Origin of the sequence: Ruminococcus sp. SR1/5 (assembly GCF_000209835.1) — a bacterium.
GTDB lineage: Bacteria > Bacillota > Clostridia > Lachnospirales > Lachnospiraceae > Blautia_A > Blautia_A fusiformis.
Genome location: NC_021014.1, coordinates 2,781,243 through 2,793,122 on the forward strand (window position 1 = coordinate 2,781,243; position 11,880 = coordinate 2,793,122).

Consider the following 11,880-nt stretch of genomic DNA (forward strand, 5'->3'; position numbering starts at 1 on the left):
TTTTGATATCCAGGATGATGTCTATTTTTATAAAACTATATTCAGATCTTTTTATATTTTGTCCGAAGAAGCCATTTCTGATCGATCACTTTCAGCTCTTCTCCAAAACGGATGTGAAGCCTTACAGAACCCGGAAGCTGCTCTACATGCTCAATATTTCCGGTTCCGAATTTCGGATGACTGACATCCTCTCCGATCTCATAGCGTACAATACTGTTCTGAGTATTCCTGTGCTGCTGCTCTCTTCTGTAAGTATCCCGCACCGTTACAGTACGGTCATGGATCGGGCTTCGGAGTTTTTTCTCATAGTTGTGTTTCATCAGAGCTTCCCCTGCCTTATAATATGGCGTTGGTGCCGCACCAGTCAGGGAACAGCAGTATTTCCAGGCACTTCCGTGGGTTCCGTGCTGCCACTGATACTCTGAGGGAATGTGAAAATTATACTGCATATAGTGAGCATATTCATGTTTGTAAAGATCCAGTCGGTCTTCTTTTTTCAGAGGATTTTTTACCGCATAGCCGATAAACAGCAGAGAAAAATGGAAATGCTCTTTTTCGTGGCAGCTGCCTCTTGTATAAGATCCCAGCAGATCCGGCTCCATGCCAAAAGTTATAGGGATCTTTGCTCCGTTAAGATGAAATTTTTTATCGAATTCTGCATAGAGACTTCGGATCTGAGCTGTAAGTATTGGAATTTCTTTCTGTAGGGCCTGTGAAAGTGTCTGATCGATCATTGTATCTGCAACTCCTTATCGTCACCTTTTGCAAATTTATAAAATGAACAATCGCTACTATATCATTTTTCGGAAAAAATGTAAACACCTGAAAAAAAATTACTGTTCCAGTTCTTTCCTCACATCCGGGAACATTTCCACACAACGTTTCAGGATTCCCTGCATGTAGGCAATGGCAATTCCGTAATTGGTGATAGGAATCTCCTGATCCAATGCACATTTCTGACGGTAACGCATTTCTCTCTCATTAAGCATACATCCGCCACAATGCACGATCAGACTGTACTTCGTCACATCCTCCGGGAAATCTCTTCCGGAGGAATACTCAAATTCCAGCTCTTTCCCCGTATAATTACGGATCCAGCGTGGAAGCTTGACTGTTCCGATATCATCACACTGCCTGTGGTGGGTACATCCCTCTGAGATCAGGATCTTGTCACCGTCTTTCAGCCGGTCCAGTGCTGCTGCCCCAGCTGCCGCTGTCTTTAGATTTCCTTTAAATCTGGCAAACAGAATAGAGAATGAAGTAAGCCAAATGTCTTCTGGAGTTTCTTCACTGACTCTGGCAAAGACCTGGCTGTCTGTGATCACAAGCTTTGGTTTTTTCCCCAGGGTTTCCAGTGTATTGGAAAGCTCATCCTCTTTGATCACGATGGCTGCTGCTCCGGCTTCCAGCACATCACGGATCGTCTGCTGCTGCGGAAGGATCAGACGCCCTTTTGGTGCAGCTTTATCTATGGGAACAACAAGAATCGCAAAATCTGATGGTTCAAGGAGATCCCCTACAAGACGCAATTTCAGTTCATCCGTTACTGCCAGCGAAGCGATCTTTTCTTTCAATTCGTAGATATTCTGACCGGTGGCGGCGCTGGCATAAATAGATTGCTCTGTGTTCTGGTTTTCATGATCCTGTTTCTGGCTGACACTACTCTCTTTGACCGCACCCGCATGGGTATTCCGGTTTAAGTTATTATCTGAAGAAAGCCGGTTCCCATCTTTTGTTTTCAGCAGATCTGCCTTGTTATAAACAACCAGATATGGAATCTCCTTCTCTTTAAAAATATGGATCAATTCTTCATCCACACTGGTTTTTCCCACAGTGGCATCTACTACAAGAACTGCTACATCCACTCTGTTCAACACCTGTTTCGCCTTGCGGACGCGAAGTTCTCCAAGATGTCCTTCATCATCAATACCTGGTGTATCTATGATCACCACCGGGCCCATAGGAAGTAGTTCCATGGCCTTACTTACCGGATCTGTAGTAGTTCCCTTTACATCGGATACCACAGCCAGCTCCTGGCCTGTCACCTTATTTACGATACTGGATTTTCCTGCATTTCTTCTGCCAAAAAAACCGATATGTACACGGTCTGCTGACGGTGTTTCATTCATTCCCATAATTTATCCTCTTTTCTTTCAGCATCAGACAGGTCCTCATCCATTCCTGTTCCTATCAACCTGCTTCTTTTTGATTTTTCAAAAGCCGGACATTCCTTCCACTCTTATATCATAGTGTAGTATCTCTTTCAGCATTTCTTTTATCCAACTGTGTGGGACGTGTCATATTGAAATCATAAAGTCGATCCAGCTTTTTGATCTGATCCTGGATGATCTCATCATCATTAGGAAGATATAGCTCTCCTGTATGCATTTTTTCTCATTGAGCGCATGTCAGCACCTCCTTTTTTGCGTTTTTACAAAAATGATATTTTTATGTTATCATATCCTATATTCACCTACAAGCATGAATTTTCTGAATAATCCGAGGCTTTTTCGTGAATCTGTTATATTTATATATAATCTGCAGATTTATCTTCTGTCAACAAATTTCTGTATTTTTGCTATTCACAAAATCTTCCACCCTGTCGGATCACTTTATTTTTCTGCTCCGTTTCCAATTCTTCATCGGTAAAGATCAACTGGTACTCACTGACATCATTATATTTTATGAGATTTTTTTTGCCAAACTTGGTATGGTCCGCCAGAAGATAGCTTTCCTCTGCATTGGCATACACGCAGCGTTTCACAGCTGCTTCGATCTCTCTAGTGGCCGATGCTCCAAAAGAGGCATCTACTGCACTGGCTCCAAAAAAAGCTTTGTCATAATGAAATCTGGATATATTTTTATTTTGTTATTTATGTGCTATTTTATATACAGAAACACCTATACTCATCTTTTACAGAAAGGATCTCGAATATGAAACCATTATCTTCATTTAAGCCACAGGCTGTTTTCAGCGATATTGACGGCACTTTACTAACCTCAGAACATGTGGTATCTCCGCTGACTAGTTCCGCCATTCATACTTTGACAGATCAGGGCGTTCTGTTTACTATTTCTTCAGCACGAAGCCCTTCCGGCATCCGTCCTATTATTAAAAAAAATGATTTCCATTGTTGTACCATTGCATTCAGTGGTGCACTAATCCTGGATGAAGATCAAAATATCCTTTACGAAAAAGGAATAAGCATTTCCGACGCTTCCAAAATCATTGATGTGATCGAAAAAAAATGTCCTCACGTGACCTGGAATGTTTTTACCTCAGAAGACTGGATCGTAAAAGACCGGACAGACCCTCATGTGATCCATGAAGAAACGGTTGTGGAAACTACCTCTATAGAGGGATCCCTTCAGTCTCTCTCAGATACGCTTATGGTAGATAAAATCCTGTGTATGTGCGATTCTGAATATATGTCACCGTCAGAAACACTTCTTCGCAAATATTTTCCGGAATTATCTATTGCAAGATCTTCCGATTCTCTTCTGGAGATCATGGCTGGCGGCATAAACAAAGCGGAAGCTGTAAAATATCTTTGTGATCTTCGAAAAATCCCTCTTACCAGTACTATTGCATTCGGAGATAATTATAATGATCTGGAAATGCTGGAGGCAGTAGGATGTGGAGTTTTGATGGGAAATGCACCTTCTGAGCTGCAAAAACATTTCTCTTTTGTAACAAAGAGTAATGATCAGGACGGGATTTTTCAGGCCTTTAAAGAATTGGGAGTTCTGAATTAAAGAATATTTATAACAAATAGAAAGTCTCTTCCAGAAGATAATTTTTTATCTGTACCTGTGAAAGAGACTTTCTGTATTTCAGTAGATATTATTTATTTCAGTGCCGTTCCGGCTTTAAAAGCATCGCCGACTTTTTCGCCAAGACGGATATATGCATTGTTGAACGGATCAAAAGTGATCGGTGCTGCTTTTGCAACATCTACGTTTCCATTTTCATCCAGAACGCTCTCATCCACGCTGACATTTACGATCTCACCGATCAGCCGGCAGGTGTCTTTATCATAGCTTTTCAGCTTACATTCTATACAGATTGGAAGCTCTTTGATAATAGGTGCATCTACTTTTTCAGATTTTTCTGCTGTAAATCCGGCTTTTACAAATTTATCCGGCTCTTTGTTTCCGGAAACAATTCCTACATAGTCGCAGGCTGTCATATGCTCCACATCTGCCATACTTACTGTAAAAGCGCCTTTTTTCAGGATGTTTTCAGTTGTTTTATGATTTTCACTGACACAGATGGAAATTTCCTTATCATCGCTGATTCCTCCCCAGGCTGCATTCATAACATCCGGTTTTCCATCCTCACCATATGTAGCGATCATTAATACCGGCTGTGGATAAGTGTAAGGCTTTGCTCCGAAATCTTTTCTCATGATCTTTCACTCCTTTATTGTATTGCCGTTACTTTTTATAAATTGACGTACAAGCTGCAGACCTCCCAGCGGAACACAGAATTTATCTCTGTGCTGACTGCATTGCTGATACGTTTCTTCCAGATCAAACCACTGTACCTCTTCTACTTCTTCCTTTTGAAGTGTAAGATGATCGATCTCTACCGGGTGATCGTAGATATAAACAAAAGCGATTTCTTCATCCCGGAATATTTTTCCATGAAATTCTCTGGCAAAAGATATGGGGAATTTTCCTGCAAACTGCAGATCAGCTGATTCCGCATGGATTCCCAGTTCTTCTTTCAGTTCCCGTAATGCCGATTCCATTGGTTCATCTCCCGCCTGTATGTGACCTGCAGATGAAGTATCAAATTTTCCAGGAAAGGAGTCCTTGTTTCTGGATCTTTTCTGAAGAAGGATCTCTGTTTTTTCATTCCTCCGGCGGATGATCCAGATATGAGCAGTACGATGAGGGATTCCTTCTGCGTGAGCAATACTCCGTTCTACGATCTTTCCAGTGGGATTTCCGTTTTCATCTATGATATCAAATAATTCCATTTTTCTGCTTCTTTCTCATAAATTATTCTTTCTTAACCAAACCAATTTCATTCTAGCATGATTTCGAAATAGTTTCCAGTCTGTTATCAGAAAACATTCTATAGGGGATTACTTGATTCGGTCAAATATTACGATATATATAACGGATATTTATACAAACATATAAAAAGTGCCTGTAAACAATTCCTTGTTTACAGGCAAGGCATGTATGTAGTTTTTAAGGTATAATCCTTAAATTAAATATTCCTCCTTAGCTCAGTCGGTAGAGCATGCGGCTGTTAACCGCAGTGTCGTTGGTTCGAGTCCAACAGGGGGGAGCTACAAACCCAATAATTGTGCAAAATAACTAAATACGGCGCAGTAGCCAAGTGGTAAGGCAATGGTCTGCAACACCAGTATTCACCGGTTCAAATCCGGTCTGCGCCTCTTAAAAAGCCTAGAAAATCAAGGTTTTCGAGGCTTTTTATTTTTTTCAAAATCCTATAATTCTGTCTAAAAAAATAAGGTGGCAAAATTATAGGAAAGAAAAAGTTCACAATTTTTTCTACAAGTCCATTTTTCCATAATCCAATTCCCTTTTTTAAAAAATTAATTCTAAAATATAAGTTTTCATGCTTTAATATTTATAGATATGTCCGCCAAAAACCGTTAAAAACCTTATAAAATCAAGTAAAATCGTTTCGTAAGGTGGACGATAAGGTGGCAGAATTTTGCTTGTTACAGCCTGTGCCATCATACTGTAGACAACCATTTCCTCTGTTAAGCGGAAGATTTATGCAATCATAGCATCAATTAAACTTACCTTACGTTCACTGTCTGTATGAACATAAGTACGCATGATCACCTCATAGTTATCGCCAATGATTTCAGCAGCTTCCTTTATTTCTCCCATATTGTGAGTCTGCCGGATCAGATTTGTTGCAAAAGTGTGCCGTAGTGCATGAAGATTATATTCTGGAATCTCAGCACGCTTACAAATTTTCTTTAGCGTATTGGCTAAATTTTGGATTGTAGGGCTGACACCATTTTGCGTAGATAATATCAAATCTGGAAAAACCCGATTTTTATCGTATAGCTCCATCATACATGATAGTGAAAATTCAGCTTCCTTGTTTAATGGAATAGTCCGTAAACTATTTGGGTATTTTGGAGGAGTCAAAATCATTTTAGTCTTTTTTTGGAACCGGCCTCTCTGTTTTTAACCCTGCTAAGCGTATGTGTGATTTTAATGCCACGCCGTCCTAAAAAGGGCACGATAGAAGATTGACCTAATGCAAGCAATTCACCACCACGTAAACCTGTGTTTAAAAGGAATACAATGGCAGGACCATATCTATACAAATAGCGTTCGTTTTTATTTGGACTGGGTTCCATTGCAATTTCTTTTATGATCTGCTCATGTTCTGGTGGGATGATTGAGATTTCTTAAAAAGGGGATATATATGATTATGGTAGAAACTATATGGGAAGCAGAGAATAAACTATTAGAATGTCAAGATATTGAATTGATTCTGTGTGATTTGTTTTTACAAGATGGAATTGCTATGGATTTTTTTATTCTATGAAAAAGCTTGCTGGAATATATCAAAACACGAAGGAGCCAATATTCAGAGAGTTGCCGTTTTTATATCACTGATAATATAGATTTATCTTTAGAATATCAATATCGCCATGAGGGTGTAAGCGACTATATAACCAGTCCTGTTAATATTCCAGAATTAATCAGACGGATATGTTATTTCGTAGAAGAATAGAAAAGTTATTTGGTTTAAAGATAAAACCAACCGGACAGAAAAAAGTACAATGTAGACAAAAAATATAGTAATAATAGTAAAGATATTTTATGTTATTGACAAATATGAAATATTGATACAAAGGAGAATTTACTATGGAAAAAAGAATATTTACCTCAGAATCAGTAACAGAAGGGCATCCGGACAAAATTTGTGATGCCATATCAGACGCCATATTGGATGCTCTTATGGAGAAGGATCCGATGAGCAGAGTGGCCTGTGAGACTGCAATTACAACGGGTATGGTATTAGTGATAGGAGAAATCACGACCAATGCGTATATAGATATGCAGCAGGTGATAAGAGAAACGATTAAAGAAATTGGTTATGACAACGGAGATTATGGATTTGATGCACATACCTGTGCCGTCTTAACGGCAATTGATGAGCAGTCAGCAGATATTGCTTTGGGTGTGAATAAGGCATTGGAAGCAAAAGAACACAAAATGTCAGAAGAAGAGCTTGATGCAATTGGTGCTGGGGATCAGGGTATGATGTTTGGTTACGCATGTGACGAAACGAATGAATTTATGCCATATCCAATTTCACTGGCACACAAATTGACTCGGCAGCTTACGCAGGTCCGTAAAGATGGTTTGTTGAATTATTTAAGACCGGACGGTAAGAGTCAGGTTACTGTAGAATATGACGAAGCAGGTATTCCGCACCGGTTGGATGCAGTGGTTCTGTCAACACAGCATGATCCAGATGTGACACAGGAGCAGATCCACGAAGATATAAAAAAATATGTATTGGAACCGATTATTCCAACAGAACTGGTAGATGAGAATACAAAATTTTTCATCAATCCAACAGGGCGTTTTGTCATTGGTGGTCCTCACGGAGATAGTGGTGTAACAGGACGCAAGATTATTGTAGATACCTATGGTGGTATGGCACGGCATGGCGGCGGAGCTTTTTCTGGAAAAGACTGTACGAAAGTAGATCGTTCTGCATCTTATGCTGCTCGTTATGTTGCGAAGAATATTGTGGCTGCAGGTCTAGCAAAAAAATGTGAAATTCAGTTGTCTTACGCAATTGGGGTGGCTCATCCGACCTCTATTATGGTAGACACCTTTGGAACCGGGAAAATTTCAGATGAGAGTCTGGTAGATATGATAAGAAAAGAATTTGATCTGCGACCAGCAGGAATCATTCAGACGTTGAATCTCCGCCGTCCAATCTATAAACAGACGGCAGCCTATGGACATTTTGGAAGAAATGATCTCAACCTTCCATGGGAAAGATTAGACAAGGTAGAAGAACTGAAAAAATATTTGAAATAATTTACTTAGGAGGGAGCGTATGAGAAGATACAAAAAGCAAATCTCAAGAATTGTGACGGTTGCGATGCTGTTTGCATTTTTGGTAGGGAATTCTAATATGGTATATGCTATGGGAGCAACACAAGTTGGATATGCGAGTAAATATATCACGGTGAAAGGGAATAATATGCATCTTGCTTTGTATGGAAAATTGGATGCAAGTGGAGAAACATTTGCAGATGAAGGAAAAACCACATTGGTGATGATGCCGGCTCTGGGAGTTCCATCACCGCATATCTACTTCAAACCTCTGGCACAATCTTTAGATGAGAGTTTTAACATAGTGATTGTAGAGCCGTTTGGATATGGGCTTAGTGATGTTGCAGCAACGGATCGAACTGTAGATAATATCAATAGTGAATTGAATGCTGCACTGGACACCATGGGAATTAAGCAGTGTGTATTGCTGGTACATTCGATTTCTGGAGTATATGGACTCAACTTTGTACAGAATTATCCCGAAAAAGTAAAAGGTTTCATTGCTGTTGATAATACGGTATATGATGAAGAACTGGCAGAGGCTATGGAAATGGAAAAGAAATATATGCTGCAGGGAATTGATGAATTTCAGAAAATCAAGAATTCTTTTTCTTCTTTGGAAGAATTCCAGATGGCACTGAAAACAGATCCAGATAAATATGGGGCAGCATTACCACAGGTTTCCGGGTACACTTATACGGAGAGTGATAGGGAGGAATACATTCAGGCATATTCTTTAAGCAGCAACGATACGATTAGAAATGAAGTGAACGGGATGGATCAATCATTACTCTCTATAAAGAATAAAAAATTCCCATCGGCACTTCCTGTATTAACCATGATTTCTTCAGAGAATGTACAAAATGTTCCGGCATGGGAGACTGCTCATAGAAATCAATTGGATTTAGAATCTGGTAATCACCAGTTATATATTGTAAATGGAGGACATTATATCTGGTATACCAATTTAACGCAGGTTGTCCAGCTTATCGATGAATGGAGAATAGAGAATCATTTTTAAAAGGAATCTGTGTGATGAGATTTCTAAATAAGAGAAAACAGAAGGGAAGTGTAGCTTGGGGAAAGTAACTATTTCAACTGTATTGGGATACAAAGAATATGTAGTGGAAAATATAAAAAACATCCGGGGAGAGGATGAAGAAAATTCCGATTTTAGGATTTATCCGGATTATCATAAGATTTATAGAGGACAGACGGAGATCGTCTTAACGAAAGCAGAGTATGAATTGTTTATGCTTTTGTCAGGGAGACCAGGTGTGATATTTACCAAAGAAAAATTTTTGAGATTCTTTATAACGAGGAATTGCCGGAAAGCATTGATAATATTGTGTACTGTCTGGTATCCAGTATGAGAAAGAAAATTGAACCGGAGCTAAAGCAGTGCCGCTATATTAAAACAGTGAGAGGTGTAGGATATAAGTTTGAAGGAAAAAAGATGGACATCTTTCCAGAATAGTTGATCTGAAGACAGAGGAAATTTTTAAAAACCTCTGTCTTTTTTTGTTGCTTTTTTATGCCATCTTGCGTACAGAAGTAGTGAAAGTCACCTCCCAAAAAGTATGCTTTTTGATGGGAGATGTAATAGGCTATTTTTTTATTTCCAAAAAGTATATAAGAAAGTTTTGAGATATGCCAAAATATTTTAAGACTTTTTGGGAATGTATAAAGGGGGATACGTATGGCATATTATGGGTATCACAGAATCAGTACTAAGGAACAACACTTGGACCGAGGTATTATAGAAATAAAGAGGTTCTGTGAAAATCAGAAAATTAAACTGGAAAGTATTTTTACAGATAAGATAACCGGTAAAAATTTTGACAGACCACGTTATACCGTTCTTGTGGAAGATGTTTTACGGGTAGGGGATACCCTGATTATTACAGAGCTGGACAGACTTGGCAGGAACAAGCAGGAGATTTTAAAGCAGCTACGTTTTTTAGAAGAAAAAGGGGTTCGGGTAATGGTATTGGAACTTCCTACCACGTTGTTTGACCTGTCTCAGATGGAAAATAATCTGGCAAAGATGATGATAGAAACAATCAATAATATGATGATTGAACTCTATGCATCCATGGCACAGGCAGAGATGGAGAAAAAGGAGAAGCGACAAAAGGAAGGTATGGAGGCAAAAAGGCTTCGGGGTGAATGGGATGAAGTAGGAAGACCACGGGCTATAGAACAGGAAAAGTTTAACCAGGAATTTATGAGGGTGGTACAAAAGAAGGTAACACCGACACAACTGCAGCGGGAGTTGGGGTTAACTTCTTCTACCTATTATCGGTATCGGAAAAACTTTTATGAAATTTTTCCGGAATTTCTTCAATCTGTATAGAGATGAGGTAATTACTAAGTAAAAGAAAAATTTAAGGAGGCAGATATTATGAGTGAACACAGAGAAGGTACATTGTTTTATGATACTGAAACAGGGAGGTATGATATACGTTTTGATTTGGAATCTTTTTATGGAGGACTACATTGCGGGGAATGTTTTGATGTAAAGGTGAAAAATGTTTGGGTTCCGGTCCGAATTGAAATGGGAGATGACTGGTATCTGGTTGGACTGAACGTGTCGAGATTAGATGGATTGAGAGTACGTATGTAAATAGGAGGATAAGCCTGATGAGGGGAAGCACAATGAGAGAAAGTGTTACGGATGTTCGCATTATACTGGAATGCTTACAGGAAGCATATCAAATGGAAGGAGATATGGTACGATCCGGGAAAAATATTCATGCGACTATGATATATCCATTTGTCCGTATGCTGCAGGAAAAGTGTAGAGATTTAACAGAGGAACAGATACATAAGACACTTTGGAAAGAATATGAGATTTCAGGGGCAGACAGGATGTTTGTGGAGAGGGCTTCAAAGATTTTAGAGCCATACGAAGGAGAATCTGAAGATGAGAAATAGTACAATGGAATATAAAGTAAATCAAGCCTATGAAGAACTAAAGCGTTTAATACAGTGGAATCCGGATAGTGAAGAAAAATTTTTACAGAAAATGGTATGTTTATTGTTACCTGGACAAAGAAAATGTTGGTCAGAGGCTATCCGTGATTTGAGGCAATCTTTTGAAGCTGAGCAGGGGATGATATTTGTTGAAAAATACAGAGGAAAACTGGAATGGCTGAATAGCATATCTTTGGCAGAACTACAAAGAAAGATAGGAGAAATTTATTTTGTTGATCATTACAAGATGATAGCAGATCAATTCCTATATAAAAAGGATTTTGAAACTTCCTTATTTTTGAGAATTGCAATGGAAACAGGGATAAGAAGTGCAGATATTCCATGTATAGAATGGTCCTGTATGCATGGAAAAACTATTATTTTGGAAGAAACCAAAAGAGGAGATTTGTATAAAAAAGTTAATGGAACGTTTCCTAAGATTTCAACTCAGTCGTTACGGATTATGAAGTTATTGCACAGGAAGCAAGGGAAAATATTCACAAAATCAAACGAGTACTATGTTCGCAAAATTTCTTGTGCTTGGGGAATGCCTGGGTTTCGTATCCATAGTTTTCGGGATTATAGGAGAAAGATAGAAATGGGAATTACAGCAGGAGTACAAGTTCCAAGGATCATTCCATTATAAAGAATAGGCTGGATTGGAAAACGTTATAGGATGCTATATGAGCTGCTGTTGCAGTTCTAGTGAGTTTCAATAAAAATACGCAAATATAGTATTTGCGTATTTTTTATTGAAATTACAAATATATTTGCAAATAGATTGAATTATAAATAAAACAATAATAACGCAATATAACTTTG

Annotated in this window: 16 protein-coding genes and 2 tRNA genes; 11 read left to right on the forward strand and 7 right to left on the reverse strand. The window is 38.8% G+C overall.

Features of this window, described 5'->3' with window-relative positions; translation table 11 throughout:
- Positions 1–41 precede the first annotated feature (41 nt).
- The 4 genes from CK1_RS13835 to CK1_RS13850 all read right to left on the reverse strand — a co-directional run bounded on the left by CK1_RS13835 (position 42) and on the right by CK1_RS13850 (position 2,857).
- A complete protein-coding gene (locus CK1_RS13835) occupies positions 42–734 on the reverse strand; it encodes a hypothetical protein (protein WP_015526812.1) in 693 nt (230 codons plus the stop codon).
- 99 nt (positions 735–833) lie between these two features.
- Complete coding sequence (hydF, locus tag CK1_RS13840; protein ID WP_015526813.1) at positions 834–2,135, reverse strand: [FeFe] hydrogenase H-cluster maturation GTPase HydF; 1,302 nt, start codon at positions 2,133–2,135, stop codon at positions 834–836.
- A gap of 109 nt (positions 2,136–2,244) precedes the next feature.
- Complete coding sequence (locus tag CK1_RS13845) at positions 2,245–2,388, reverse strand: maltose acetyltransferase domain-containing protein (protein ID WP_015526815.1); 144 nt, start codon at positions 2,386–2,388, stop codon at positions 2,245–2,247.
- Between the two features lie 190 nt (positions 2,389–2,578).
- Positions 2,579–2,857: a DeoR/GlpR family DNA-binding transcription regulator gene (locus tag CK1_RS13850; RefSeq protein WP_092070922.1), complete on the reverse strand. Its 279-nt coding sequence runs from the start codon at positions 2,855–2,857 to the stop codon at positions 2,579–2,581.
- Positions 2,858–2,934: 77 nt separating this feature from the next.
- On the opposite strand from CK1_RS13850, the gene CK1_RS13855 reads away from it, so the two are divergent.
- Complete coding sequence (locus tag CK1_RS13855) at positions 2,935–3,756, forward strand: Cof-type HAD-IIB family hydrolase (protein ID WP_015526816.1); 822 nt, start codon at positions 2,935–2,937, stop codon at positions 3,754–3,756.
- 92 nt (positions 3,757–3,848) lie between these two features.
- Here CK1_RS13855 and CK1_RS13860 read toward each other — a convergent pair whose 3' ends face one another.
- Both CK1_RS13860 and CK1_RS13865 read right to left on the reverse strand, forming a co-directional pair.
- On the reverse strand, positions 3,849–4,409 hold the full coding sequence (locus tag CK1_RS13860; protein ID WP_015526817.1) for a flavin reductase family protein: 561 nt from the start codon (positions 4,407–4,409) through the stop codon (positions 3,849–3,851).
- 6 nt (positions 4,410–4,415) lie between these two features.
- A complete protein-coding gene (locus CK1_RS13865; protein ID WP_015526818.1) occupies positions 4,416–4,985 on the reverse strand; it encodes an NUDIX hydrolase in 570 nt (189 codons plus the stop codon).
- Between the two features lie 244 nt (positions 4,986–5,229).
- On the opposite strand from CK1_RS13865, the gene CK1_RS13870 reads away from it, so the two are divergent.
- Positions 5,230–5,302: transfer RNA gene (locus tag CK1_RS13870), tRNA-Asn, on the forward strand.
- Between the two features lie 37 nt (positions 5,303–5,339).
- Positions 5,340–5,411: transfer RNA gene (locus CK1_RS13875), tRNA-Cys, on the forward strand.
- 346 nt (positions 5,412–5,757) lie between these two features.
- Here the strand turns inward: CK1_RS13875 and CK1_RS13880 are convergent.
- Positions 5,758–6,150, reverse strand: coding sequence for a tyrosine-type recombinase/integrase (locus tag CK1_RS13880; protein WP_306288936.1), 393 nt, complete (start codon positions 6,148–6,150; stop codon positions 5,758–5,760).
- 723 nt (positions 6,151–6,873) lie between these two features.
- Between CK1_RS13880 and metK the strand changes: the two genes are divergently transcribed.
- The 8 genes from metK to CK1_RS13920 all read left to right on the forward strand — a co-directional run bounded on the left by metK (position 6,874) and on the right by CK1_RS13920 (position 11,704).
- Positions 6,874–8,064, forward strand: coding sequence for a methionine adenosyltransferase (metK, locus tag CK1_RS13885; RefSeq protein WP_015526821.1), 1,191 nt, complete (start codon positions 6,874–6,876; stop codon positions 8,062–8,064).
- Between the two features lie 19 nt (positions 8,065–8,083).
- Positions 8,084–9,103: an alpha/beta fold hydrolase gene (locus CK1_RS13890; RefSeq protein ID WP_015526822.1), complete on the forward strand. Its 1,020-nt coding sequence runs from the start codon at positions 8,084–8,086 to the stop codon at positions 9,101–9,103.
- A 55-nt stretch (positions 9,104–9,158) separates the two neighbouring features.
- On the forward strand, positions 9,159–9,455 hold the full coding sequence (locus tag CK1_RS13895; protein ID WP_306289133.1) for a response regulator transcription factor: 297 nt from the start codon (positions 9,159–9,161) through the stop codon (positions 9,453–9,455).
- Positions 9,431–9,559 (forward strand): winged helix-turn-helix domain-containing protein, encoded by a 129-nt coding sequence (locus CK1_RS13900; protein WP_306289109.1) that lies wholly within the window; start codon positions 9,431–9,433, stop codon positions 9,557–9,559. Before CK1_RS13895 ends, CK1_RS13900 begins: the two co-directional genes overlap by 25 nt.
- Before the next feature lie 222 nt (positions 9,560–9,781).
- Positions 9,782–10,438 (forward strand): recombinase family protein, encoded by a 657-nt coding sequence (locus CK1_RS13905; protein WP_005340281.1) that lies wholly within the window; start codon positions 9,782–9,784, stop codon positions 10,436–10,438.
- Between the two features lie 48 nt (positions 10,439–10,486).
- Positions 10,487–10,708: a DUF5348 domain-containing protein gene (locus CK1_RS13910; protein ID WP_015526823.1), complete on the forward strand. Its 222-nt coding sequence runs from the start codon at positions 10,487–10,489 to the stop codon at positions 10,706–10,708.
- 17 nt (positions 10,709–10,725) lie between these two features.
- Positions 10,726–11,019 (forward strand): hypothetical protein, encoded by a 294-nt coding sequence (locus tag CK1_RS13915; RefSeq protein ID WP_015526824.1) that lies wholly within the window; start codon positions 10,726–10,728, stop codon positions 11,017–11,019.
- Positions 11,009–11,704, forward strand: a complete 696-nt coding sequence (locus CK1_RS13920; protein WP_015526825.1) for a hypothetical protein — start codon at positions 11,009–11,011, stop codon at positions 11,702–11,704. The genes CK1_RS13915 and CK1_RS13920 overlap by 11 nt, the downstream gene beginning before the upstream one ends.
- The last annotated feature ends 176 nt before the right edge of the window (positions 11,705–11,880 follow it).